Origin of the sequence: Zobellia roscoffensis, from assembly GCF_015330165.1 — a bacterium.
Classification (GTDB): Bacteria; Bacteroidota; Bacteroidia; order Flavobacteriales; family Flavobacteriaceae; genus Zobellia; species Zobellia roscoffensis.
On the sequence record NZ_JADDXT010000002.1, the window covers coordinates 4,587,514 to 4,613,932 of the forward strand.

27 protein-coding genes are annotated in these 26,419 nt (G+C 37.0%); 9 read left to right on the forward strand and 18 right to left on the reverse strand.

All coding sequences use genetic code 11. The features are described 5' to 3' along the window. Positions 1 to 10: 10 nt before the first annotated feature. The 13 genes from IWC72_RS18615 to IWC72_RS18675 form a co-directional block, all read right to left on the reverse strand. A complete protein-coding gene (locus tag IWC72_RS18615; protein WP_194527678.1) occupies positions 11 to 721 on the reverse strand; it encodes a response regulator transcription factor in 711 nt (236 codons plus the stop codon). An 11-nt stretch (positions 722 to 732) separates the two neighbouring features. After that, positions 733 to 2,316, reverse strand: a complete 1,584-nt coding sequence (locus IWC72_RS18620) for a sensor histidine kinase (RefSeq protein WP_194527679.1) — start codon at positions 2,314 to 2,316, stop codon at positions 733 to 735. An 83-nt stretch (positions 2,317 to 2,399) separates the two neighbouring features. Beyond that, complete coding sequence (coaE, locus tag IWC72_RS18625; protein WP_194527680.1) at positions 2,400 to 2,987, reverse strand: dephospho-CoA kinase; 588 nt, start codon at positions 2,985 to 2,987, stop codon at positions 2,400 to 2,402. Continuing rightward, positions 2,984 to 3,886 (reverse strand): CdaR family protein, encoded by a 903-nt coding sequence (locus tag IWC72_RS18630; protein WP_194530833.1) that lies wholly within the window; start codon positions 3,884 to 3,886, stop codon positions 2,984 to 2,986. Before IWC72_RS18630 ends, coaE begins: the two co-directional genes overlap by 4 nt. 66 nt (positions 3,887 to 3,952) lie before the next feature. Continuing rightward, positions 3,953 to 4,954, reverse strand: a complete 1,002-nt coding sequence (locus tag IWC72_RS18635; protein WP_194530834.1) for a glycosyltransferase — start codon at positions 4,952 to 4,954, stop codon at positions 3,953 to 3,955. Between the two features lie 121 nt (positions 4,955 to 5,075). Then, a complete protein-coding gene (locus tag IWC72_RS18640; protein ID WP_194527683.1) occupies positions 5,076 to 5,891 on the reverse strand; it encodes an enoyl-ACP reductase FabI in 816 nt (271 codons plus the stop codon). 154 nt (positions 5,892 to 6,045) lie between these two features. After that, the gene (recN, locus tag IWC72_RS18645; protein ID WP_194530835.1) at positions 6,046 to 7,698 is read right to left on the reverse strand and encodes a DNA repair protein RecN; all 1,653 of its coding nucleotides are present in this window, start codon (positions 7,696 to 7,698) and stop codon (positions 6,046 to 6,048) included. Positions 7,699 to 7,753: 55 nt separating this feature from the next. After that, positions 7,754 to 8,641: a type IX secretion system protein PorD gene (porD, locus tag IWC72_RS18650; RefSeq protein WP_194530836.1), complete on the reverse strand. Its 888-nt coding sequence runs from the start codon at positions 8,639 to 8,641 to the stop codon at positions 7,754 to 7,756. Then, a complete protein-coding gene (coaBC, locus tag IWC72_RS18655) occupies positions 8,634 to 9,839 on the reverse strand; it encodes a bifunctional phosphopantothenoylcysteine decarboxylase/phosphopantothenate--cysteine ligase CoaBC (RefSeq protein ID WP_194530837.1) in 1,206 nt (401 codons plus the stop codon). The genes porD and coaBC overlap by 8 nt, the downstream gene beginning before the upstream one ends. A gap of 3 nt (positions 9,840 to 9,842) precedes the next feature. After that, positions 9,843 to 10,175, reverse strand: a complete 333-nt coding sequence (locus IWC72_RS18660) for a DNA-directed RNA polymerase subunit omega (protein WP_194527687.1) — start codon at positions 10,173 to 10,175, stop codon at positions 9,843 to 9,845. A 12-nt stretch (positions 10,176 to 10,187) separates the two neighbouring features. Continuing rightward, the gene (locus IWC72_RS18665) at positions 10,188 to 11,012 is read right to left on the reverse strand and encodes an outer membrane protein assembly factor BamD (RefSeq protein ID WP_226968088.1); all 825 of its coding nucleotides are present in this window, start codon (positions 11,010 to 11,012) and stop codon (positions 10,188 to 10,190) included. A gap of 118 nt (positions 11,013 to 11,130) precedes the next feature. Continuing rightward, entirely contained in the window at positions 11,131 to 12,015 is an 885-nt protein-coding gene (dapA, locus tag IWC72_RS18670; RefSeq protein ID WP_194527689.1) for a 4-hydroxy-tetrahydrodipicolinate synthase, read from the reverse strand. Then, entirely contained in the window at positions 12,015 to 12,548 is a 534-nt protein-coding gene (locus IWC72_RS18675) for a DUF6913 domain-containing protein (protein ID WP_194527690.1), read from the reverse strand. Before IWC72_RS18675 ends, dapA begins: the two co-directional genes overlap by 1 nt. A gap of 103 nt (positions 12,549 to 12,651) precedes the next feature. On the opposite strand from IWC72_RS18675, the gene IWC72_RS18680 reads away from it, so the two are divergent. The 3 genes from IWC72_RS18680 (at position 12,652) to IWC72_RS18690 (ending at position 14,847) form a co-directional block, all read left to right on the forward strand. Beyond that, entirely contained in the window at positions 12,652 to 13,416 is a 765-nt protein-coding gene (locus IWC72_RS18680; protein WP_194530838.1) for a 5'-nucleotidase C-terminal domain-containing protein, read from the forward strand. 61 nt (positions 13,417 to 13,477) lie between these two features. Continuing rightward, positions 13,478 to 14,389: a bifunctional metallophosphatase/5'-nucleotidase gene (locus tag IWC72_RS18685; protein WP_194530839.1), complete on the forward strand. Its 912-nt coding sequence runs from the start codon at positions 13,478 to 13,480 to the stop codon at positions 14,387 to 14,389. Between the two features lie 2 nt (positions 14,390 to 14,391). After that, on the forward strand, positions 14,392 to 14,847 hold the full coding sequence (locus tag IWC72_RS18690) for a GNAT family N-acetyltransferase (protein ID WP_194530840.1): 456 nt from the start codon (positions 14,392 to 14,394) through the stop codon (positions 14,845 to 14,847). Here IWC72_RS18690 and IWC72_RS18695 read toward each other — a convergent pair. Next, a complete protein-coding gene (locus IWC72_RS18695) occupies positions 14,844 to 15,146 on the reverse strand; it encodes a hypothetical protein (RefSeq protein ID WP_194527694.1) in 303 nt (100 codons plus the stop codon). The genes IWC72_RS18690 and IWC72_RS18695 overlap by 4 nt on opposite strands. A 72-nt stretch (positions 15,147 to 15,218) precedes the next feature. On the opposite strand from IWC72_RS18695, the gene IWC72_RS18700 reads away from it, so the two are divergent. Both IWC72_RS18700 and IWC72_RS18705 read left to right on the forward strand, forming a co-directional pair. Next, on the forward strand, positions 15,219 to 16,454 hold the full coding sequence (locus IWC72_RS18700; RefSeq protein WP_194530841.1) for an EpsG family protein: 1,236 nt from the start codon (positions 15,219 to 15,221) through the stop codon (positions 16,452 to 16,454). Between the two features lie 54 nt (positions 16,455 to 16,508). Further along, positions 16,509 to 17,468: a hypothetical protein gene (locus tag IWC72_RS18705; protein ID WP_194530842.1), complete on the forward strand. Its 960-nt coding sequence runs from the start codon at positions 16,509 to 16,511 to the stop codon at positions 17,466 to 17,468. Between the two features lie 19 nt (positions 17,469 to 17,487). Here the strand turns inward: IWC72_RS18705 and ligA are convergent, their stop codons facing one another. The 3 genes from ligA to IWC72_RS18720 are packed head-to-tail and all read right to left on the reverse strand — an operon-like array spanning position 17,488 to position 20,911. Next, entirely contained in the window at positions 17,488 to 19,485 is a 1,998-nt protein-coding gene (ligA, locus tag IWC72_RS18710) for an NAD-dependent DNA ligase LigA (protein ID WP_194530843.1), read from the reverse strand. A gap of 57 nt (positions 19,486 to 19,542) precedes the next feature. Then, positions 19,543 to 20,406: a peptide chain release factor N(5)-glutamine methyltransferase gene (prmC, locus tag IWC72_RS18715; protein ID WP_194530844.1), complete on the reverse strand. Its 864-nt coding sequence runs from the start codon at positions 20,404 to 20,406 to the stop codon at positions 19,543 to 19,545. Between the two features lie 19 nt (positions 20,407 to 20,425). Continuing rightward, a complete protein-coding gene (locus tag IWC72_RS18720) occupies positions 20,426 to 20,911 on the reverse strand; it encodes a GNAT family N-acetyltransferase (RefSeq protein WP_194527698.1) in 486 nt (161 codons plus the stop codon). Positions 20,912 to 20,992: 81 nt separating this feature from the next. On the opposite strand from IWC72_RS18720, the gene ribD reads away from it, so the two are divergent. The 4 genes from ribD to IWC72_RS18740 are packed head-to-tail and all read left to right on the forward strand — an operon-like array spanning position 20,993 to position 24,164. Further along, the gene (gene ribD, locus IWC72_RS18725) at positions 20,993 to 22,084 is read left to right on the forward strand and encodes a bifunctional diaminohydroxyphosphoribosylaminopyrimidine deaminase/5-amino-6-(5-phosphoribosylamino)uracil reductase RibD (protein WP_226979635.1); all 1,092 of its coding nucleotides are present in this window, start codon (positions 20,993 to 20,995) and stop codon (positions 22,082 to 22,084) included. Continuing rightward, on the forward strand, positions 22,077 to 22,682 hold the full coding sequence (locus tag IWC72_RS18730; RefSeq protein ID WP_194530845.1) for an HAD family hydrolase: 606 nt from the start codon (positions 22,077 to 22,079) through the stop codon (positions 22,680 to 22,682). The genes ribD and IWC72_RS18730 overlap by 8 nt, the downstream gene beginning before the upstream one ends. Position 22,683: 1 nt before the next feature. After that, the gene (locus IWC72_RS18735) at positions 22,684 to 23,547 is read left to right on the forward strand and encodes a DMT family transporter (RefSeq protein WP_194530846.1); all 864 of its coding nucleotides are present in this window, start codon (positions 22,684 to 22,686) and stop codon (positions 23,545 to 23,547) included. Continuing rightward, positions 23,547 to 24,164: an IMPACT family protein gene (locus IWC72_RS18740; protein WP_194530847.1), complete on the forward strand. Its 618-nt coding sequence runs from the start codon at positions 23,547 to 23,549 to the stop codon at positions 24,162 to 24,164. Before IWC72_RS18735 ends, IWC72_RS18740 begins: the two co-directional genes overlap by 1 nt. Before the next feature lie 7 nt (positions 24,165 to 24,171). On the opposite strand, the gene IWC72_RS18745 is transcribed toward IWC72_RS18740, so the two are convergent. Continuing rightward, positions 24,172 to 26,419: DUF7507 domain-containing protein (locus IWC72_RS18745; protein ID WP_194530848.1), on the reverse strand; the 2,248-nt coding region annotated here is incomplete at its 5' end.

Genomic DNA, 26,419 nt, shown 5'->3' on the forward strand with positions numbered 1-26,419 from the left:
GAATTTTAGTTTACACGTCTTCCTTAACAACCAAACGGAAACCTTCTCCGTGAATGTTTAAGATTTCGACTGTATCATCTAATTTCAAATACTTTCTTAGTTTAGCAATATAAACGTCCATACTACGAGATGTAAAATAGTTATCATCTCTCCATATTTTAGTCAACGCTAATTCCCTTGGCATTAAATCATTTTCATGAAGTGCCAAAAGTCTCAAAAGTTCATTCTCTTTTGGAGAAAGTTTAATAGCTTCTTCTTCTCTATATTTCAAAAACCGAAGCTTAGAATTTAAGTGGAAATTACCAATTTTAAACTCAAACTTTTTACTGTCAGCCAATGTATTAGATGCTTTTCTTTGAAGAATAGCTCTAATTTTCATTAAAAGAACTTCTGAATCAAAAGGTTTATTTAGATAATCATCGGCACCAGCCTTATATCCTTTTAAAACATCTTCTTTCATGGTTTTAGCGGTAAGAAAAACGATAGGAACATTCTCGTTCTTTTCGCGAATTTCCTTTGCCAAGGTAAAACCGTCCTTATAAGGCATCATCACATCTAAAATACAGATATCATAATTGTCTTTTTTGAATTTCTCAAATCCCTCCATACCATTCTTGGCTAAAGTGACATCAAAATCATTCATTGATAAATAGTCCTTCAGCACAATTCCAAAATTGGGATCATCCTCTACTAAGAGTATTTTTTTATTTACTGTTTCCATAACTTGTTGAGTTAGATTAAAGGCAATTTTATATAGAAAGTACTTCCCTTTCCTTTTTCACTTTCTGCGTAAACCTCACCTTGGTGATCATCTACAATCTTTTTCACATATGCCAACCCGAGCCCATGCCCCTTAACATTATGTAAATCTCCCGTGTGTTCACGGTAGAATTTTTCAAATACTTTTTTGACCACGGCTTTACTCATTCCTGCACCTTGATCCTTTATTTCAATTACAATATAGTTTTTTGCAACTTCCGTAGACACATCTATTCTAGGTGCCTTGGTTGAATACTTAATGGCGTTATCAAGAATATTTACAATAACGTTCGTAAAGTGCATTTCACTGGCAAGAACCTCTGTTCTTTTTGCCTTTAAATGCGTTTCTATATATCCGCCACGATCGGCTACAATAAGCTCTACATGTGCTATTGCATCTTCTATTATGTCGTGTACATCTACCCTATCCTTACTTATATCTAATTGATTCTTTTCTAGTTTTGATATACGCAACACATTTTCTACTTGAGCATGCATACGTTTATTCTCTTCACGAATCATAGTCAGATACCGGTCTACCTTTTCTGGGTCTCCTATTATTTTAGGATTCCGAATAGCTTCAACTGCTAGGTTAATTGTTGCTATGGGTGTTTTGAACTCATGCGTCATGTTATTTATAAAATCAGATTTTATCTCTGAAATCTGCTTTTGACGAATAAGCTGATAAATTGCTCCTGAATAAGCGATTACAATTACCAAAGTAAAAAGTAAGGATAACAGCGCCATTTTTATGATGGACTGAATCAAAAACTTCTTTTTCTTTGGAAAGGCTATTAGCAAAGAAAAATTACTAGCTCCTTCACTATCCTTAAAAATAGGAGTTTCATAGAGCATATCTTTCGTAAACTTAAATTTTCTAGACTTTACCTTGGTAGGAAGCCCTCTGCTATACACCCCATATTCATATTCAATATTGAGGTTTCTATTTTTAAGTTCGCGATCAAGTAACAGTTGAATCTCCTGATTGGAAACCCTTTTATGAATAGGCACTTTCTTAGCATATTCACTAAAAACATCTTCAAACTGAGCTTTCTCTATAGAAGACAATCCTCCAATTTTCTGAAGCTTCTGCACTGCGTTAAGCTTATACTCCTTTCCATCCAATCCAAAATCTTCCTTAAAAATGGTTTTGGACCGTTTGCTCGTATAATTTTTAATTGTGGTTATGGTATCACCTCCATTACCATTATCAAAGAACGTAGATGCTATATTATAATCTTCCTCTAAAATACCATGGGAATAAAACCGAATCTCATTGGAGTTTATATCACGATCTATAAAAAAGATATTTCTTAAGTGAGAACTCTTCGGCTCCCCTACACTATCTTTTACATCAATGTAACGCTCAAAATAATCCTTTGTCTCTCTCTCCTCTATTTTATCGGAGACCTGATTCAACACTTCAGATATTGTATTGGAAAACTGCTCTTCTTTGTCTTCCACAGACTGTTTTATCCACAAGAATTGAACAGATATTATTCCTATCAGGGAGAGACTCATCAACGCCACCAAAAGGATAAATAACCTCTTATTCATTTAAAAACAAAATTAAAGATTTAACAACTAGCAGTTAGTACGTTTAACCAAACCTTAACAAAAATGTTAAAACTGCGTCAGGCCTATATTTTATTAAGTATATCACGATGAACATCTAAAACCTGAACCTTGGTTTGTTCTATATTGTCATTTTGGATGACATAGTTAGAAGCCTCTATTTTTTTAGTATCATCCCATTGGTTTTTCATTCGGGTCTCAATACTCTCTGCCGTGCTTGAAGCATCCCGTTTCATAACACGATCAATTCTAATTTCTTTTGGAGCTGTGACTAAAACAATACAATCATAAAAATCTTGCGAACCAATTTCGAATATAATGGCTGCTTCTTGAATTACATAATCTGATTTTTGTTGGTTTGCCCAGTTAACAAAATCCCGTCGGACCGCCGGATGCACTATAGCATTCAATTTTTCTAAAAGCTCCTTGTTATTGAATACTTGTTGGGAGATATAAGCTCTATCTAACTCCCCAGACACATAAGCTTCATCACCAAGAAGCCCCTTTATCTCCCGTATTAACTGTGGAGATTTTTGCATTAAGTATTTTGCCTGTTCATCAGAATTATAACAGGGCACACCCAACTCCTGGAACATTTTGGCTACGGTGGTCTTACCACTACCAATGCCTCCCGTTAAGCCTACTTTTATCATTTTTTATTCAATATATATTCCACGCTATTCTTTTGAAGCTTTACACTATGCAGACCGCTAGGCTTCTTTCGCAACTCTAGCTTAAGCTCATCTGTAATACCATCCTTCAATTGTCCATAATCTGCGATAACCTCAAAATCTGAAGCTTCTATTTTTTTTAATCGCTTCAATTTAGCCTTACACACCACGGAAACTTTATCCGGAAACGTTTTTACATCTATATTGTTCGGAAAATGAACAGTAGTTATAGGCACTTCAAAAACCTTTTCAGAAAAACGAGCAATTTTAGCCGTTAGCTCTACTTCGCCAATTGAGTACTCTGTATTTTTTAATTCTTTGGACTTATAAATTTCAATAGTTTCTGAAAAATCAGAATCCAAATCCGGCAAAGTCAACTTATTGGTTCGCACCACCACTATGGTATCAATTTCCTCGGAAGGCCCAGTAATTGCAATAGAATCTGGCTGAATCTCCATTTGACCATCTAACAAATAATTCCTAGCCATATTAACTTCTATATTAGGCTTTACAGGAACCTTTTTAGAAACAACGGCCAACATTCCCACAAACAAAGTATCAGTTTCAATATCAATCAAAGACATAGACGCACTCAACTGCCTTTCTACCTGCTTGCGATATATTTCTTGTGGTATGTAAAAAATGGAATCTTTATGCTGCGCATCAGCAAGGTCAATAGCTATTTTTGAGTGTTTAAAATTAAAACCCAAAAACTGAAACCCACCAGCTTCCAGCTTTACTTTTAACTCATTGTCCGTAGCTCCTTTAAACAAATAACCCTTAGGAACATTTACATATTCTAAATCAAAACTTGCCGTGCTCACATAACTCTCCGAGAGGTTATTAATGAGCCATATTAAGGTTGAAAAAACTAAAAACACCAAAAATATTTTTACTTTTCTCTTCTTAAGCGCCTTCTTTATTTTATCTATTACCCAGTTTACCAATTACTTAAAAAATAAATGTGGAAACAATGTTTCCGGTTGCTTTTTGCTGAAGTTAAGGAAGATAGTAGATTTTAAAAAACCATATCCATACCCCATGAATTGAATACTTACGGCTACTAATGAAAGTAATGCCACTGCTAAATTTCTATTCTTTAAAAATGAATCTACAAAAATGAGCACAAAATAAACAACATATAAATATAAAGGCACACTAATACCTAGTGCTAAAAACAAAAGTGAAGCTAAAAACCCCAAACAAAACAAGGTAGGGAACCAATAGGTCATTTTTGAAGTTTTAGGATGCCATTTATTCAAAATAGGGCGAACACTTCCAAATTTTTTCACTTGAGTAAAAAACTTATTCCAATCTATACGGCGCTTGTGATATACAAATGCTTCAGGAATCAATTTTGTATTGAAGCCCTTTTCCCAAATACGAAATGTAAAATCCGGATCTTCTCCTGGGTGTATTTTCCCAAATCCCCCAACGGTTTCAAAAGCTATTTTTGAAATCCCCATATTAAAGCTCCTTGGCTGAAATTTATCCAAGGCCTTTTTATTACCACGAATTCCCCCAGTGGTAAGTACCGAAGTCATTGCATAGTTAATAGCTTTCTGTAGAAGGCCAAAAGATTCGTGAGCCGCATCTGGTCCACCAAAACAATGAACCCACTCTTTTTCTAAAGCGCCATGAACCGCATCTAAATATTGAGGCGGAATCATGCAATCTGAATCTACAATTAGAAAATAATTACCCTTAGCACGAGTCATTCCGTAATTCCTAGAATCTCCCGGACCCGAATTTGGTTTTTTATAATAGGAAATGGATAGCTTCTCTCTATATTTCCCTACCACTTCTTCAGAAGAAAGTGTTGAACCGTCTTCTACAATTAACACTTCAAAATCTTTTGAATAGGTCTGATGCGTAAGACTTTCCAACAACTCCGCAATTTCATCGGGTCTGTTGTAAACAGGAACTATAAACGAAAAAGATAAATCCATGAGTTTTTATACGGAAAATTCAAAGGCATTTTAAAAACTGGAATAGATGCTATAAAATGCCCAAAATATATGCCGAAAACAATACTTCGCCAGAATTAAATCTATTGAAAAGTGTTTTACCCTACTCCTCGGTAAAGCGTTCTATAACCTCTTGGCTAACCCCAGTATTAGAAAACCCTCCGTCATGAAACAAGTTTTGCATAGTGACCTTCTTGGTCAAGTCAGAAAAGAGCGTTACCGTATAATCTGCACACTCCAATGCAGTTGCATTTCCTAAAGGTGACATTTTTTCAGCGTAACTAATAAAACCTCCAAAACCTTTCACCCCTTGGCCAGCAGTTGTTGGTGTAGGTGATTGTGATATCGTATTCACACGAACATTTTTCTCTTTTCCAAAAAAGTATCCAAAACTACGTGCTACGGACTCTAAATATGCTTTATTATCCGCCATATCATTATAATCAGGAAAAACACGCTGTGCCGCCATATAGGTCAAGGCTACAATACTACCCCATTCTTTCATTGCATCTGCTTTATACAAGCTTTGCAATACTTTATGAAAAGAAAGTGCAGAAACGTCCCATCCTTTAGTAGTGAAATCATATTTTTCATCCGTGTAAGAACGTCCTTTTCTAACGTTTATAGACATACCAATAGCATGCAATACAAAATCTATTTTCCCTCCAAGAATCTCCATGGACTGGGTTACCAAATTTGCAAGATCTTCTTCGCTAGTTGCATCGGCAGGAATAATCTGAGAACCTGTTTTTTCGGCCAAATCTTTAATTTGCCCTAAACGCATAGCTACAGGTGCATTGGTCAAAACAAACGTTCCTCCTTCTTCATGAATACGTTCCGCAGTTTTCCATGCTATTGAATTTTCATCCAAAGCTCCAAAAATAATTCCCTTCTTACCTTTTAATAAATTATATGACATTTTAATAGATTCTGTTGGTTGTTCTTAAAGCGTCAAAGATATTTAAAAAGTTGGCAACAAAGAGTTGCCACAAGAAGAAAAAAGCATTTATACGAATAAAAGAGGCCTCAATAACTAAAATACACCTCCAAGTCTAGCGCACTCCTATAAAATTTTAGTTTAAAAGTTGTCTTGCGTGAGCCATAGCAGATTCAGAAAGCTCTTTACCGCCTAGCATTTCAGCTAGCTCCACTACCCTTTCCTCACTAGATAATTGCTTCATGTTTGTTTTAGTAACCGCACCTTCTTCTAACTTATATACTTTAAAATGATGATCACCTTTAGAAGCCACTTGAGGCAAATGTGTAATAGAAAACACCTGCATGCTTTTACTCATTGTCTGCATAATATCTCCCATTTTTCCTGAAATCTCACCAGATACGCCGGTGTCAATTTCATCGAACATAATAGTGGGGAGGTTTTCGTATTTGGCCAATATAGATTTTATGGTTAACATAATACGAGAAAGCTCTCCACCGGAGGCTACTTTTTTCAACTCTCCATAATCGCCTCCTTTGTTCGCAGAGAACAAGAAGATAAGTCCATCCGCTCCGTTTGTTTTAAAATCATCCGCCTTAAAAAGCTCTATTTTAAACGTAGCACTAGGCATACCTAAAGCTTTTAAAGAATCTTCCAATTGCTTTTTCAGCTCCGAAATGACTTTTTTACGCTTAGCCGTTAACTCATCGGCTGCCTTTTGCACCATCAGTTTTTGAGCCGCGAGCTCCTGTTCTTTTTTCTCTATATCCGCTTCAAGGTTTTCTGTGACACTAACTTTTTCGGCCAGTTCTTCTCTAATTTGCAACAATTCAGAAACTCCCTGAACGCTATGTTTTTTTTGCAAATCATACAGTTGCTGAAGCTTGGTATTGGTTTCCTCCAGCAATTCTGGGTTTGCTTCTGTTTCTTCTTGATAGTTCTGAAGTTCAGAAGCAATATCATCTACTTCAATAAATACAGATTGCACACGCTGATTTAAATCTGCGTATTGACTCCCAAAGCTGGATAGCTTATTCGCTACTTGTTTTAGTTCCGTGAGCAAACTTACAATCCCTACTTGTTCATCATTTAGTAATTGATGACCCGAAGAAATCAATTCTAGAATATTTTCTACATTATTAAGCTGCTCGTATTGCTCCTCAAGTTCTTCTTGCAAACCTAATTTCAAAGGTGCCGCCTGAAGTTCTTCCAATAAAAAAGTATTGTAATCGTGCTCTTTATTGGCTTCTTTTTGAAATTCTACAAGCTTGCCCAGCTCTTTTGAAGTGGTTTTGTACAATCTAAGTTTTGACACGTACTCTTCTAACATTTTTTTGTTATCGGCCAAGGCATCAATAACTTTTAATTGAAAATCATTATCAGTTAATTGTAACGTCTGGTGTTGTGAATGCACATCAATAAGACTGCTTCCTAATTTTGTAAGTACATCTAATCTAACTGGAGAATCGTTTACAAATGCTCGGGATTTCCCGCTAGGCTGAATCTCTCTTCGGATAATAGTTCTTTCTTCATAATCTAAATCCTCTTCCTTAAAAAAGGATTTCAAGTTATACTTATCAATCTGAAATTCAGCTTCTATAACACATTTCTTATCCTTATCCCTTAATGAAGATAAATCGGCACGTTTACCCAATACAAGAGATAAACCCCCCAATAAAATAGACTTACCCGCACCTGTTTCACCAGTAATACAGGTAAAACCATTGGTAAAGGCTACGTTAAGACTATCTATTAATGCGTAATTTTTTATGGAAAGGTGTACTAGCACAGTTTTTTATTCTATTTGTGCCGTAAAGATAAATGATAATTCCGTACCGAAAGAACTAGTATTTAATATCGTTCCAAGTACTTGAATATAATGGAGCTATACTGTTCAAAGTTTCTTTTAATTGAACAATATCTACTTTTGGTCCATCAGAAAAGATATTCTGTATTTCGTCTGACTTAGCATCAAAAAAAGTCTGAATAAGAAAGGCATTGGGCCTACGCTTGATCATTGTTTCAAAAAGCTTCATAGTGCCCGCAATAACTTGTTTGCCCGTACTATTATTATCACCCAGAATATCAAGACCCTTACGGTGGTAATTATACATGGCTATACGGTATTCCCTGTAGGTATTAGACAAAAGATTATCTACTAATTCAAAACGGCTACGATCACTATTTTGGTCCCAACCTGTATAACTACTACTCTGAGCTTGCGTAGTAATTTGCTGTGCTTTTCTAAAATATTCAGTACCACCTTCAAGTGAAAACGTATCTGCATCTAAACCTAGGATTACGTAAACATAGTACGAAACAACACTAACTAAGTTGGATTCAAAAACATTCTCATTGAACACTAAGGGTTGAAATTCTATATACTCAAAATTAAGCTGATTGTCCTTATAATTAAAAACAGGACTTTCATAAGATGTATTAAAAACAGGACGAGAAGACTGAATCTGGATGTTTCCCTTAAAACGGTTAGACTCATAATCGGTAATTGTAATAAACATTTGAGTGCTTATCCTTTCATTTTCCTTGTATGTGCGGTTAGTCCATTTATTCTTATTGACAAAATCGTTCAACGAGCGCTCTAGTGTCTTAAAAATTTGCTGATTGGTTTGAGATACCTGATCTGCATTAATAGTCACCACGCAGTTCAATTCTTGCGCCGAAACCGACGTCATGAAAAACGAACATAAAAGAATAAATATAAAGTTACGCATGGTATCTTTTCAAGATTTCGTCAAAAATATCTTTGGCAACCTCCGCCTTTGTCTTAAGTTCAAACGGCGTAATCGCAGAATTCTTATCTATAAAAGTAATTTTGTTGGTAGGTTTTCCAAAACCAGCCCCTTTATCATTCAAAGAATTAAGAACAATAGCATCTAAATTCTTCTTTTTAAGCTTATTTTTTGCATTTTCAAGCTCATTTTCTGTCTCCAATGCAAAACCGACCAAAAACTGTTCTTTCTTCTGATCACCTAGGGAAAGCAAAATATCTTTTGTCTTTACCAACTCTACCGAAAATTCAGTCTCTTTTTTCTTTATTTTCTGGTCTGCTACTGTTTTAGGCCTATAGTCCGCAACAGCCGCTGCACAAATAGCTACATCAATATTTTTATAGTGTAGATGTACCTCGTTATACATTTCTTCTGCTGAAGTTACTTTTCTTAAATTGATAAGATCATGAGAAACGGTAAAATGAGACGGACCAGAAACCAAAACCACCTCTGCCCCAAGATTTGCAGCTGCCTTGGCCAACTCATACCCCATTTGACCTGAAGCATGGTTACCAATAAACCGTACCGGATCTATAGCTTCATAGGTAGGACCTGCTGTGATCAGCACTTTTTTTCCGCTAAGCGGAAGTCCTTTTTGAAGATACCCCTTAATAAATTTCACTATATCCTCAGGTTCTGCCATTCGTCCTTCACCGTGAAGTCCGCTCGCCAATTCACCTGAAGTAGCGGGTATTATTATATTCCCAAAAGACTTTAATTTTATAAATGACGATTTTGAAGAAGGATGCTTATACATATCCAAATCCATAGCAGGAGCAAAAAACACTGGACATTTTGCCGACAGATAGCACGCCAATAATAAATTATCACACGTACCAGATGCCATCTTAGACAAGGTATTTGCCGTAGCAGGAGCTACAATCATCAAATCTGCCCAAAGCCCCAATTCAACATGATTATTCCAATCCGTAGCACCTTCTTTCTCATTAACAAAAGATGAAAGCACTGGGTTTTTAGAAAGGGTCGCCAGGGTAAGTGGGGAAACAAAAGAGCTGGCGCTATCCGTCAAAACAATTTTGACATTGGCGCCAGCTTTAATCAGTAAACGTACGAGAAAAGTAGTTTTATAAGCGGCAATCCCTCCGGTAATGCCTAAAAGGATGTTCTTACCGCCTAGCATATACTACTGGTCTTTCTCCGTATTTCTGTGGTATATTTTATCATTCAACCACTCTTCAACTGCTAAAGCATGTGGTTTAGGTAATTTTTCGTAGAATTTAGAAACCTCAATTTGTTCTTTATTCTCAAAAACCTCTTCTAAACTGTCGCTATACGTAGCAAACTCCTCTAGTTTCTCAAGAAGTTCTTTTTTAATTTCAGAATTGATCTGTACCGCTCTTTTAGCTGTAATTGAAATTGCTTCGTAAATATTCTCCGTTGGCTGATCAAACTCATTTTTGTTGATCGTCACCGTTGAAACGGCAGCATTCGAATTTTTAAGATCGTTCATGTTCATAGTCAAACTTATTTATTTTGCTTCTTTCTCTTGGGTGAAATTTTGTAACTGTAACTTTACTTTTTCAAGTATCTTATCTGCCTCGTTGGCATGTTTAGTTTCTGGAAACTGCTTCTTAAGAGCATTATAATCTGTAACAGCTTCTTTCAGCCGTTCCTCTTGTAATCTTTCAAAACTATTAACGGCAAACCTTGAAGCCGATTCAAACCTGTAAAACATAGCATCTTCACGGTAAATAGATCCTGGATAATCAGAAATGAAGTTATCAAAAGCTGCTACCGCCGGCGTTAAGAACGTATAATCAAATTGCCCTAACTTGTTGAACTGTTTTGCTATTTCGTATGCTTTATGCTCTTTTTTAGTGGTCAGCTGCTTTGCCATACCGTTAGCTTCTTCAAAATATTCAGAGTCTGGGTATGAGTTAATAAAAAGCTGCAATTTAGTCAACGCTTTATCCGTATCCGTTTGATCTAACGAATAAACCGGTGAAAGCTCAAAATAACTCTTCGCTCCTAAAAACGAAGCCTCACCTACTTTATCACTCTTTGGATAAGATTTTACAAAACGCTCAAACTGATAGCCTGCCATATTGTAATCTTTCCTTTGAAAATAAGTGTCTGCCAAAAAGAACATTACACGCTCTCCCTGTGGTTTACCCACATATTTTGGAGCTATTTGTTCAAAAAGACGATTTGCCCTTTTCATATCACCTTCCTCATAGAATTTCTGAGCTAGGTCATATTTAGGTTTAACTTCTTCATTTTTAAGTACCTTTTGATACTCGCTACATGATTGTGACATCAAAGCGATAAGTAAGATAGGGGCTAATAACCTCATTTTAAAAAGCATTTTGCAAAATTACGGATTCCAGATGGATATAAAAAACAAAAAATAAAGTAGCTAAAATAGTATTCTAGCCCCGTGTACCCATGCTTTTAGGGAAGATTTAACACCACTATGCAAAAACCTTCAATGATTTTACAAAGTCGGAGATGTTCTTTTTAAGACTTTCCGAAGCTTCCATTAACGGAAGTCTAACGCCCGCTCTTGAAAGACCCAAAACTTCAAAAATAGCTTTTATCCCCGCAGGGTTACCTTCCTGAAAAATTAAGCCCATTCCATCTTGAAGTTCATAATGCTGTCTGTAAGCCTCATCCACATTTCTATCCAATCCTAAACGGATCATACTAGAAAACTCAGTAGGCAGTCCTTGGCCTAGAACAGAAATCACACCTGAACCACCGGCTAAAACTGTAGCTAAAGCAGTGGCATCGTCCCCAGATATAACATGGAAATCTTTAGGACACTCCTTAATTAACTCTTGAACCTGCAGCATATTGCCCGATGCCTCTTTAATAGCAACTATGTTTTCCAACTCCGCTAAACGGGCCACTGTGGCCGTAAGCATGTTGCTACCCGTTCTACCTGGAACATTATATAAGATAATAGGTTTGGGAGACACTTGTGCAATAGCTTTGAAATGCTGATAAATACCTTCTTGCGTAGGTCTATTATAATAAGGTGATACTGAAAGAACAGCATCAAAATTAGTAAGGTCTAGCTTTTGTAACTCCTCTATTACAGCAACTGTATTATTACCTCCAACACCTACAACTAAAGGAAGTCTCCCTGCATTTGCAATAGTCACAGTATCAACAACCAGTTGTTTTTCTTCTTTGGTAAGTGTTACTGATTCTCCTGTGGTACCCAATACCACTAGATAATCTACACCGCCATCAACACAGTAGTTTACAATACGGTGTAACGCATCTACGTCTACTGAAAAATCTGTTTTGAACGGGGTGATCAACGCCACACCTGTACCAATTAATTGCTTCATCACTCAATTTCGTTTAAAACGCCAAGATATTTTTTAAGTTCCGCTTTAAAGGTCTTAAAATCTTCCAATGGCGAATCCATTATCAAATCATTATACATAAGATCAACATCTTTAAAACCTACACGAAATCGGGCTCTTGTTTTGACGCTCATTAACTGTAATAATAGATTGTCACTGGTATAATAATTTACGAGTAAATCATACTCTCTACTTAAAAACTCAAGCGCATAGCTGTTTTCTATTGCTCCGTTCCACCCAAGGTCTTTATCTGAAAAAACAGGAGTAGAATACGGCGAATTTTTATCGTAATAACTTTTATAACCTACAATCTTTACAGCGTTCGGTCGCAAATTATAATCCTCAACGAATCCATAAAATTGGTTCGCATCATCAAAAGTGTCCAAATCTACTATACAACCTATGGAAGTAATACCTTTACTTCTCTCGATTATTGGCGGATCTTTGGCTAACTCTTGTTTCAGAAATTTAACGCCCGAATTGTACTTGAACTTATCTTTTATTCCCTTAAACATGTACTTTTACATTTTGTAACCATTCTGGTATGCAAAATTTGGAATGGGTTCTACAAATGTAAAGAATCTCCACGCATAATATGGCGCTAAGATAGAACGAAATATGGTTTTAAAAATAAAACACTTTGTTATATTTACAACATTTGTAATTTTATCATCTTGTGGTGAGCAACAGCAAAACCTTCAACAGATAGATGGAAAGCAAATTAGGATTACAGATTCCATTACCGCTACGGAATCCATTGAGACCTTCGTTAAGCCTTACAGGGAAAGGATAAACCATGTATTGGACAGCACATTATCCTATGCTCCCTACCCTATTTCCAAAACCGATGGCGCACTAAATACTACGGCCGGAAACCTTATGGCAGATATAGTTTTATCTGAAGCCAATCCCATTTTTAAATCAAGAACAGGGCATGAAATTGATTTGGTTTTACTGAATCATGGCGGTATTCGTTCTTTAATTTCCAAAGGAAATGTCTCCTCAAGAACCGCTTATGAGGTTATGCCTTTTGAAAATTCCATAGTTATAGCAGAACTCAAAGGAAGTTCTATTTTAAAAATGGCTTCTTACCTAAGAGATTCTGGACGTGCACACCCCATTTCAGGAATGCAACTCACCTTAGATGCAAAAAATGAGATCCAATCTATTGCAATTCAAGGCAAACCTTTGGACGAAAACAAAATTTACTATGTAGCAACGTCTAATTATCTTGTAAACGGAGGCGATAGCATGGTGTTTTTTAAAAAGGCTATTGCCATTACTAATACGGACTATCTAATTAGAAATGCCATGATTGATTACTTCAAGAAAACAGACACGCTTAAACCTGTTGTTGATAATCGATTTATTAAACTAAAGTAGCACTCAACACGAAACACTGTAAACTAACAAACATCAGTGTCATTCGAAAAAAATATGTTTTATGAACAGACGAAAATTCATTAAAAACACTACGGCATCCAGCGCACTCGTTGGACTAGGCGGACTTTCTCTAAGCTCCTGCCTTGGCGATGTAAAAAAACATATCACCATTTTACACACCAATGATGTTCACAGCCATATAGACTCATTTCCCGTGGACCATTCTGAATTTCCTAATCTTGGAGGTCTGGCAAGAAGAGCAACTTTGGTAGAGCGTATTAGAAAGGAGAATCCAAATACCCTACTTTTTGATGCAGGCGATATATTTCAAGGTACACCTTATTTCAATTTTTATGGCGGAGAGTTAGAATTCAAACTTATGAGCATGCTAAAATATGATGCTGCTACCATTGGTAACCATGATTTTGACAATAGTATCGATGGCTTGTTGGCTCAGATGCCCAATGCAGATTTTGAGATGATTAATGCCAATTACGATTTTAAGAATACGGTCATGGACGGCCAGGTAAAACCGTACAAAATTTATACCGTTGACGGAATAAAAATTGGGGTTTACGGCCTAGGCATAGAATTAAATGGATTGGTGACCAAGAAACTATATAAAGAAACCCAATATTTAGAACCGCTGGAAATAGCTCAAGACACGGAACGTACTTTAAAAAATGAAGAGCATTGCGACCTTATCGTTTGTCTTTCCCATTTAGGATACGAATACAAAAACCAACAGAAGCCGCATGATCTTGCTATGGCCAAAACACTAGAATACACTGATTTAATTATTGGCGGCCACACCCACACTTTTCTTGATAAACCCACTATTGTAGAAAATAAACTAGGCCGCAATGTGCTAGTCAACCAAGTAGGTTGCTTTGGTATTAATTTAGGGCGAATAGATTTTTACTTTGACGGTTCAAAGAACAGTAATGCTTCAGGAGTCTCTATAAATGTTTAAGTGTGATACGAATTGAACGCACAACATATAAAAACGAACACTTCCCTGCACTCGTAGCTAAACTAGACAACTACTTAAGTGAAACCGATGGTGATGAACATGATTTCTATCACCAATATAACGGTATAGAAAGCCTTAATCACGTTGTTATTGCCTATTCAGATGAAGTAGCCGTAGGCTGTGGAGCTATAAAAGAATTCGATTCTGACACTGTGGAAGTAAAGCGAATGTACGTTTCACCGGAAACCCGGGGCCAAGGAATAGCTTCCCTACTTTTAAAAGAATTGGAAAAATGGACTTCCGAACTAAATTTTAAAAATTGCATTTTAGAAACAGGCAAACGCCAACCCGAAGCTATTGCCCTTTACACCAAAAACAAGTATAAAGTAATTCCCAATTACGGGCAATACAAAGGCATGGAAAATAGTGTCTGTTTCAAAAAAGAACTGACGCCCTAATTATTCAATAAATACTCCGTTATTTTTTGGTGCTCTTCTTCCAAAGACATGTTAGGGTAGGACTTCCCAGCTTTACGATACCAATATCCCGCATTAAACTTATCTCCCTCAACCCTATGCAAGTAGGCATGAATCCAACTCCCCATTGTGTTGAACATATCTTGAGCGATATCATGTGATGCCTCCCAATTATCGCTACCTGCAAACCACATCGCTTTTAAGGCTTCGGGCCAATCTACAGGAGGGACCGATTCGGTTAAAGTTTGTTTAAAATCTTCGTAACTCTTAGGTGTTGCCATCAATTTATAGTGTCATATGTTCTTTCCTACACAAAAATACCTAATTTCGATTGAAATTAACCATATGCTTTAATGGTTCAACTATCAAGAAGCTTACTCCTCTGGAGACCAACACCCTATGTATTGGCACTACTAACCACTGTCGCCATCTTGAGCATTCATATGCTGCCTAGCGTAGACAGTATGCTCAACGAAAACAATACCCAAATTTCTCATGTTTTCTTAAAATCCCAGATAAATTATCACAAGGAAATAGCTCCTTTTGCCAGAAGACCTCTTACCACCTTATTGATTGAGAGCACACAGCAACTATTCAGTTTTAGGGCAGGCTATGCTTTTATTCTTGTCAACTTCTTATTGTTGGGTTTTAGTGGGGTCTTGATATATTTATTATCTCTTGTCCTAAAAGCAACAAAGGAACAAGGACTAATTAACATGCTGGTATTTTTCACCTCATTTTCTGTTCTGTTCGCCTTTTTTCCTCCGGTATTTACTTATGACGAACCTTTACAGTACTGCTTGTTGCTTATGGCATGTATTGCTTTTGTTAAACGGAAATGGTTTTGGTATATGGTTCTGTTTTCTTTAGCTATGGTAGCCCGTGAAACCAGTGTGCTTCTTCTTCCTGCTCTTGTTTTATTATTACCAGGAATGCAAAATCATCCACGAAAAAAACTGGGGCTTAATCTGAAAAAAAATAGTTTAATTATAATATCACCCATTCTATTCTATGGATGTTATATTGTTTTTTTCATTTACCACCAAAGACTATTACACGCTACACATACAGAGATTACCAGCAGATATTCTTGTTTTCTAGAAAATATTCAAAACACACGAAATATAGTTGAATCTATAGTATCCATTTTTATTACTTTAGGACCATTTCTATATTTCTCCTACTTCTATTTGAAACGAAAGAATAGCGAGACATGGAAGAACAATTTTGTTCATGCCTTTCTCTTGACTGCCCTCATCAACACTCCATTGGTTTTTATGACCGCCTTTGCCCGAGAATCACGATTATTTGCACTTCCATTAATCTTTCTGTGGCCTATGTTTATGCAGCTTTTTGAGCACTATTTAAAGCCATTAACATTCAAAAGAACATTTCAAGAACTAGTAAGAAACACCCAAATGCTACTTCTTTTTGGAGTATTTACTTTGTTCAATTTTCTTTTCTGTTTTGTGTATTACCCTTACCTTGGGTTAGGCGATAACAACTATTTTGCAGGGTATATTTTTAGTGTTGCCCTCATAATTTCTTTTCACTTTTGTACCAATCTCAATTTGACTAAGCAAAAATAGCTTTATACTTTCTAGGTTTTTTTTCCGTTTGCACTGAACAAAAAAACCTCTCTGATGAAGAATCTATTACTTCCTTTTTTTCTTTTAGTCACTTTAAGTCTTTTTTCACAATACCAATATCCAAAGAAAGAATTGGCTGATTTGGTATTAAAAAGAACTTTAGCTGTTCAATTACTAGATGAAAAATCAGAATTTGATATCTATGCGAACAAAGCAATGAAAGATATTTTTGAGAAGAACTGGAAATTAACCAATGTGTCATTTTTTTCAAAAGAAGAAATAGATAAACTAAAAGAGGCAAACAATTCAGACTACGCATATCTAACTCACAACAATGAGCAATTGAAAGAAACAAGAATGAACCACTTGTCATTGGATCAACAATCCGGTAGCTTTGGAAGAAGGTATGGAATGGGAGCAAATGCACCTGCAAACTCAATTAGTTACCAACGTGTGGCTTTCACATTTGCCTATTACAGCTACAATTTGGAAGTTACTAACGGGGGAAACTCAAAGTCTGTTACCGAAATTGGATTCGCAAATGGAGAACTTATTGATATTGATTATCTTTTTCTTTGTCAACAACTTACCAATTTAGTGACAAGCGCCTCACAAGATGTTCCAGAGAAAACATATTACAATGTTCAAGAAAACATTGAGAAGAATCAAAAATCAAAATTAATATTACCCAATGACTTTTTCAAAGAAAAAGATTTAAAAAAAATGGATTCGTACTACGAATATGAGCATAAACTAGTCGATTGGGACAACTACCAAAAAGCTATTTTAGCAAAAGAAACAGGAACCACTTATGTGAAAATTATATGGTCTCATCAACATAAAATGTATTTATGGATTGTTGTTGACGCCCAAACAGGCTCAGTAACCTCACAAGTTGGTTTTGGAGGTATAAAATTTGGTAAAAATCATAAAGCAAACGAAATCATCAAAGCCAAACATTTAAAGTACATCACCTCCAAAATGGCTCAAAATGTAAACAATAGATATAAATAAACCCACTACTTATAAAAAACTACCGCACCATTTCCAGAAATTCACCTTCAGTAACTATAGGAACATTTAATGATTCTGCTTTGGTTCGTTTGCTGGGACCCATTTTATCACCTGCAACCAAATAAGCGGTTTTTGAAGATATGCTTGAACCAACTTTACCACCGTTGCTTTCTATTATCTTCTTGAGTTCATTACGACTAACCGTTTCAAACACCCCTGAAACAACAATAGTAAGTCCTTTTAGCTTATCCGTTTGATTTTCCAGTTGCTCTTCTGAAAGGGTAAATTGCAATCCGTAGGCCTTTAGCCTAGCAATGATTTCTTGATTAGTTTCATTATTAAAAAATTCAACCACAGAACTGGCAATTCGACTACCAATTTCATCTACAGCAACCAGGCTTTCTTCATCCGCCACCATTAAAGCATCAATATTCTTATATGCTCTGGCCAGTTTTTTAGCTACCGTTTCACCCACAAAGCGAATGCCCAAGGCAAATAACACTCGCTCAAAAGAAATCTTCACGGACTCCGCAACTCCCTGAACTAGATTTTCAGCAGACTTCTCTGCCATGCGTTCCAAAGGCAAAACCTGTTCTTTGGTGAGCGTATATAAATCTGCATAATTCTGAATCAGATCTTCTTTATAAAGAAGTTCTACGGTTTCACTTCCCAACCCTTCAATATCCATTGCCTTACGAGAAATAAAGTGCTGAATTCTTCCTGTAATTTGAGGAGGACAACCATAATAATTTACGCAATAGTGTTTGGCATCACCCTCCGTTCGCACTAAAGGTTCGTGACATTCCGGACAATGGCTAATATATTCTGTGGGTTCCGAATCCTGAGGACGCTTCCCAAAATCAACACCAACTATTTTAGGTATGATTTCCCCTCCTTTTTCAACAAAAACAGTGTCACCTTCACGAATATCGAATTTTGCAATCTGATCGGCATTATGCAACGACGCCCTTTTTACCGTAGTTCCGGCCAAAAGCACCGGCTCCAAATTGGCCACAGGCGTAATGGACCCCGTACGCCCTACTTGATAGGTGATTTCATTTAAAAGCGTAGAAACCTGTTCCGCTTTAAACTTATAGGCCATGGCCCAACGCGGCGATTTGGAAGTAAAACCTAGCTCATCTTGATGCTGTATGCTATTAATCTTTACCACTACCCCATCAGTTTCATAAGGTAATTTATGACGCTCCACATCCCACTGGTTTACAAATGCCATAACTTCATCCGTAGAACGGCAAAGTTTAGCTACTTCAGGAACCTTGAAACCCCATTCCCGAGCTTTTTTGAGCATCTGCCATTGTGAGATTACTCCTGTATTTTGACCTACTATTCCATATAAAAGGCAATCTAACGGTCTTTGTGCTACAGCGGCACTATCCTGTAACTTTAAACTACCCGAAGCCGTGTTTCTTGGGTTCATATAAGGCTCTTCCCCATTTTCAATTCGCTCCGCGTTCATTTGGGCAAAACCTTCAAAAGGCAATACAATTTCACCTCTAATATCAAATTTGGGAGGATAATCACCTTTTAATTGTAACGGAACGGATTTTATAGTCTTTACGTTAGTTGTTACATCGTCACCTTGAAATCCATCACCCCTAGTAACAGCTCTCACTAATTTTCCGTTCTCATAGGTGATATTTATAGATGCACCGTCATATTTCAATTCACAAACAAATTCTACCTGAGCATCACCCAATATGCGTTGCATGCGTTTTTCCCAATCCTCAAGATCTTCTTTAGAATAGGAGTTGTCCAAAGAGTACATGCGCTCATTATGCACCACCGTATCAAAATTCTTGGTAACCGTACCTCCAACTCTCAATGTAGGCGAACTGGCATCATAAAATTCTGGATGCTTCGCCTCAAGCACCTGTAATTCCTTTAATTTAGTATCGAATTCGTAATCTGATATAGTGGCATTGTCCAGCACATAATAATTATGGTTGTGCTCACGAAGTTCTTGGCGAAGCGCCTCTATTTGTTCTTTTATCTGCATTTTCTAACTAAGTGTTTCTGTAATCTTAATGTGCTTTTGAAGAATTATTGGCTTGAATTACCTCAAAATACCCTTTGTCATTCGATCGTTACCAAACATATCTTTTCGGACCTCAATTTCTGAAAAATTATGTTGAAGTAAAAGTGCTTCGGTTTCTTTTGCCAAATACTGATTGATTTCAAAAAAGAGCCTTCCCTTTTCCAAAAGATGGTGTTTTGCGAATTTCGTTATCGCTTCGTAAAAAATAAGTGGATTTTCATCTGAAACGAAAAGGGCCAAATCCGGTTCATGTTCCAATACATTTTTATGCATTTCCTTCTTTTCAAGTTGCCGCACATAAGGCGGATTGGAGACAATGACATCAAAATCCGAAGCAAACGTACCCCCATTTAGAATATCGGCCTCAATAAACTCAACTTTAACCGAATTTAAGGCTGCATTGTTCTTAGCCATTTGCAATGCGTTTGCTGATACATCCAAGGCAAATACCTGGGCGTCCGGTAAATATTTAGCCAATGAAATGGCAATACAACCGCTTCCCGTACCGATGTCCAAAATCCGAATATTTTTATTTTTGTCCGTGTATTCTGTTTCTACTTCGTCAATAATCCACCGTACCAACTCTTCTGTTTCCGGTCTTGGAATAAGCACATGTTCATTAACCTTAAAATCAAGGTCCATAAAACTGGTCTCACCCATTATGTATTGAACAGGTCTTTGCAATTTAAGCTCTGTCAAGGCTTCAAAGAGTGGTTGTTCCTCTTCTTTTGTTAAAGTTAAATTAGGTTGCAAGGCCAGTACAAATCGTTCCAATTGTAAATAGTGATCTATCAGTAAGTAAAAGAAACTGTCTACTTCTTCCGAAGCATACAAAGCATCTAATTCCTTATGATAAATATTTTTTATTTCTTTTAAAACCATGGTCTACACGCAGTATTTATTACAATTTGGCAACCATATAAACAGGACAAGAATAGTGGCCGGTGTCACCTAGTGGCTTATCTATATATTCAAAACCCATCTTGGCATACAACTTTTGTGCAGCTTTCATATACGGCATGGTCTCAAGATAGATTTTATCAAAATTGAATTCCTTCGCTTTTTTCAAACATTGCCTCAACATTTGGGAACCAATTCCCTTTCCTCTGGCCTCTTCCAAAAAATACATTTTTTGAAGTTCACAAATATTATCCTTGCAATTATCTAATTGTGCAACTCCCGCACAGCCCAAGATAACGCCATTTTCTTCTAAAACTAAGTAAGCAGCTCTTGGTTTATCATAATTTTCGAACATATGATCCAAGGTTACATCGGCATAGGCGGTTCCTACTTTGGGCGCACCCAAATCCACTAAAACCTTGCGAATCAAAGTCGCAACTTGCGTATTATCTTCCTTTCTTATGTTACGAATGTTCACAGCACTCATTACCAATAAATAAAATTATATTTTTACGGTGTGAAGATACGCAGAAATGTGCGTATGTATCTTTCAAAAACATCGAGAATCATGCCAATGCCGAGCAACAAATTACAATTTAAACCCATGCTATCCGAAGATGAAGGCTTTATGCAACGTTGCTTGGAAATTGCTAAAAATGGTTTAGGCACAACCGCCCCTAACCCAATGGTAGGCGCTGTAATTGTTTACAATGGGAAAATAATTGGTGAAGGATTCACTAGCCCCTACGGCGGACCACATGCCGAAGTAAATGCCATTAATTCCGTTACCGATAAAACACTTCTTAAACAAGCCACTATATATGTAACCTTGGAACCTTGTTCGCACCACGGGAAAACGCCGCCATGTGCTGATTTGATTGCCAAACACGGCATTCCTAGAGTGGTTATTGGATTAATTGACCCGCATACAAAGGTTGCTGGCAAGGGCATAGAAAAACTAAAAAATGCAGGAAGCAAAGTAGTTACCGGCTGCTTAGAAGCAGAATGCCGAGCGCACCACCGTCGGTTTTTGACTTTTCAAGAAAAGAAAAGACCTTATATTATTTTAAAATGGGCACAAACCGCAGATCGTTTTATTGCGCCAAATAAAGAAGAACGCACCAAAAATCCCGAGCCCTATTGGATTACCAATTCCTATTCTCGCCAGCTTGTACATAAATGGCGTAGTGAGGAACAAAGTATTTTGGTAGGTACAAATACGGTACTGGAAGACAACCCTAAACTGGATGTCCGTTTATTTACGGGAAAAAACCCGATTCGTTTAGTGTTGGACAAAAAATTAAAAATAGGTACCGATTACCATGTGCTGGACGGTAGTATCCCCACGCTGGTATTAACGGAAGTAACAGATAAAAAGCTCCAAAAAGATTCTATTGAATATAGGTTAATCAATTTCAATGAAAACCTCCTTGAACAAATCTGCACTATCCTCCATGAGGAAAATATAACAAGCGTTTTTGTGGAAGGTGGCAGCCAGACCTTGCAGACTTTTATCGATTCAGGTGTATGGGATGAAGCTAGGGTTTTTACAGGTAGTACATCCTTTGGAAACGGAATATCAGCACCCAGACTAAAAGGGAAAATTAAAACAACTAAGTCCATTGGTGGTGACACCTTAAACATATATACAAATGATTAAGAATATTATTTTTGATTTTGGCGATGTATTCATCAACTTGGATAAGGGAATCATTTTCCGAGAAATGGAAAAATTTGGCGGATCTTTAGATCTAACGCCAGAAATGATTGAACTAAACGGTACGTATGAGGTAGGTGGAATGACTTCCTATGATTTTGTCACTCGGCTTCAAAACCAATACCCCAATGCGAATGCCACGGAAATAACGAACATTTGGAACTCAATGCTACTGGACTTTCCTGAAGAACGATTGGAATTCATTGAAAATCTGGCCAAAGAAAACGAATACCGCCTATTTCTACTAAGCAATACCAATGAGCTCCACATCACCCATGTGGAGCAAAAAATGGGTGCTGAGCGTTATGCTCGTTTTAAAAAGCCTTTTGAGAAGTTTTACCTTTCCCATGAAATCCACCTAAGAAAACCAAATGCGGAAATCTATCAGTTTGTTTTGGATGAAAACGGACTAAAAGCGGAAGAAACCTTCTTTATAGACGACACAAAAGAAAATACGGATGCCGCTGAAAAACTAGGAATAACTTGTTGGAATATTCAGGTGGGCAAAGAAGACATCATTCAATTGAAATCAAAATTATAAAATGGCGTCACTTGCCTTGAGCATACTGGCTTCTAGCCTCATATTTATAATTTTTAAGCTATACACCCGGTTTAAAGTCAATACCCTTTTTGCTATTGTCACTAACTATTATGTAGCTGCAGGTGTAGGCGTTTTACGCTACCAGGGAGAAACCCATATAACGGAAGTACCCGGCAAACCATGGTTTTTAGGCACTTTTATCCTAGGCATTCTTTTTATAGTAGTCTTTAATCTCATGGCCAAGGCTTCACAAAAAGTAGGTGTATCGGTAACATCGGTAGCCACCAAAATGTCATTTGTAATTCCGGTTATAATTGGAGTTCTCCTGTACGCCGAAGAATTGAGTTATGTAAAAATATTCGGAATCATATTAGCACTTGCGGCCGTCTATTTCACTTCCATTAAAGAACCTGTAAAGAAATTTGAAAAATCAGCTTTAATTCTTCCCGTTCTTGTGTTTCTTGGTTCTGGAATTATTGATGCAAGTCTAAAATACATTCAGGAAATTCACATTAAAGAAGAAGAGTATCCAATTTTTTCCGCCACCGTTTTTGCCTCGGCCGCCTGTATTGGTTTTTTAATTACCCTCTTTAAGATCAAAGACCTTCGGGCAACTTATAATTGGAATACATTGTTAGGCGGAATAGCCCTAGGAGTTGTAAATTACTTTTCAATTTTCTTTCTTCTAAAAGCTTTACGGAACGAAACATTGAACAGTTCATCCGTATTTACCATAAACAATGTAGCCATAGTAATGTTCACTACACTTTTAGGAATACTTTTATTCAAAGAAAAGATAAGCTCCAAGAATTGGGGCGGTATTGCTTTGGCCATTACCAGTATAATTTTAGTTGCTTTTGGCTGATGGAAGAGATAAATGACACCTATAGAACCCTTGCCAAACCCTCTGAGGAAATTCTTTTTAAGGAAAAGAAAAGCAAATTTTATGGCTATGTCTTTCCTATTGAGAATGAGGATGAAGTAAAACCAATTATAGAACTATTGAAAAAGAAGCATCACACGGCAGGTCATGTTTGTTATGCTTGGCAGTTAGGAACCGAAGTAGTTCGTTATCGCGCTAATGATGATGGAGAACCAAATAATTCTGCCGGACAGCCTATTTACGGGCAAATACAAGCTTTTAACGTAACAAATGTATTAGTGGCTGTAGCTAGAATATTTGGCGGAACCAAACTAGGTGTTGGAGGTTTAATCGCTGCCTATCGAACCGGAGCACAAATGGCTTTAGAGGCTTCAAAAATTGAGGAACGACTTATTGAAGATACCTTCCAGCTTTCTTTTGAGTACCCAGAAATGGATATAGTCATGCGCATTTTAAAACAAAGGCAATGTCAAATCATCTCGCAACAAATGGAGATGGATTGCAAGTTCGTAGTGTCAATTAGAAAGAGTGAAGCAAACCATCTATTAGAAACTTTTGAAAGTTTACATAAGATAGCAATTAAAAAAATTGACTCTTAAATCTAACCTATCTGGTCAAATAAACATATCCAGATTTAGGTTTTGTACCATCTCCTAAATTAAGAGTATAAAAATAGGTTCCTACCGGTAACTCTTCGTTTCGCTCATAGGTAGCGCGACCATCGGAAATACCTGTCCAGGTGTTATTATAGCCTTCTTTTTCATACACCTTTATTCCCCATCGATTATAGATTTCTAGCTTATTATCCGGATAATTTTCAATACAAGCAATCTGAAAAACGTCATGGGCACCATCACCATTTGGTGTTAATACGTTGTAAATGTTAATAAGGCAAATGGGTTCATCTATTTCCACTTCTGCCCTAGCTTCATCATTTGAAGAATCTATATCTATTTGATCCACATTAGCCAATCTCACAGTATTCAAATAATCCGTGCCTTCAATTAACAGGGCTCGAATATACAATTCAACCGTTTGGCCGGAGATCAGCGTGCTTATACTCCATAAACCAGTAATCTCATCATAAACACCCCCAGTAGTTGAATGTTCAATATATTGATAACCGTTAGGAAGCATTTCTGATATAGATATAGTACTCGCCTGTGCCGTTCCATTGTTGTTTGCAGTAATAGTAAAATTTACTTCATCACCAACTCTAGCCAAATTAACATCTACGGACTTCGACAAAGCTATATCTACGTTGGAAATAGGAAGCTCAGTCAATGTACAATCCATACAAATTGGATCTACATTACAAGTTGTACATGGCGTTGGGTCTGTAGACGTATTGCTCGTAATTACACCATTTGGGTCCTCTCCAGTTGTGGTTGCCAAATTACTAACCTGTCCGTTATCTATATCCGCTTGCGTGATTATGTAAGAAGCATTGTACACCCAAACCTCAGTATTATTTAACGCTCCATCACCATTAGCATCTCCACTGACAGGCCCTGTTATATTGCCTCCCAATAATGGGTCAGATACAACTACGTCGGTAAGAACTACGCTTCCCGCATTGCTGACTAAAAATGTATACGTTATTGAATCGCCAACATTTGTAGCACCATTGGCATCAGAATCAGTATAAACACCATCCTTAGAAATAACTATTCCACGGATACTAACTTCAGCACTAGCTTCATCATTTGATGGATCTATATCTGTTTCGTCCAACCCAATTAATCTAACAGTATTTATATAATCTGAACCTATAGCTACACGAACTCGAATATTTAAATTAGCTGTTTGCCCATTACTTAATATTGGAATATCCCATTGACCAGTTGTACTATTATAAGCTCCTAAAGATGCGATGTGATCCACATATTCAAAACCATTCGGAAGTATTTCAGATATGTTGATATTATTAGCCGTTACCGAACCATTGTTCGTAGCAGATATGGTAAAAAATAGTTCATCTCCAACTTCTGCAATATCTAAATCTACCGTTTTTGTTAGATCAATATCAAGCGTACTAGGTAACTCTGTCAAAGTACAATCAGGACAAATTGGGTCTACCGTACACGTAGCGCAAGGTGTTGGGTCTGTTGAGGTATCGGTTACACCATTTCCACTGGGTTCTTCACCATTTACCGTGGCCAGATTATTGACTTGACCATTATCTATATCCGTTTGGATAATATTATATGAAGCAGTATACGTCCAAGTCTCTGTAATATCCAATTCGCCATCCCCATTCGTATCACCTGAAGCAGGTCCAGATATCGCACCTCCCAATAAAGGATCCGATACAATTACATTGGATATAGCCACATTTCCTGTGTTATTAACAACGAAGGTATAGTTAACGGTATCTCCAATATTCGTGAAACCATTTGAATCTGAATCTACGTACACACCGTCTTTAGTAATCTCTAAATTTCCAATCTCCACAGGCACACAAGCGGTGTTATTTGAGGTATCCGTATCGCCGGTGGCAGTAATCTGATTACCAAACCCACCTCCATTTGTACAATCTTGGGTAGGATCAATTGCATCTGTATCTACAGAAAAAATTGCCGTCACCAACCAACTTTCCGTTCGTAGGCCTGCAATAGATTCATTTGTTATAATTTGATCGCCACTGACAAACGGGCTAAGAATGGTACCGTCAACGCCATCACTTTCACCGCCATAAGCCAAAGTTGCTGAATTCAATGTAAATCCTGTTCCTAAAATAAACGTATCTATAACATCATAAGAACCTGTAAGCTCACCACTATTCTCAGCTGTAATTCTATAGGTTACCGTATATTCATCGGTAGCCATATCATAAGTAGGTCCTGATTCAACG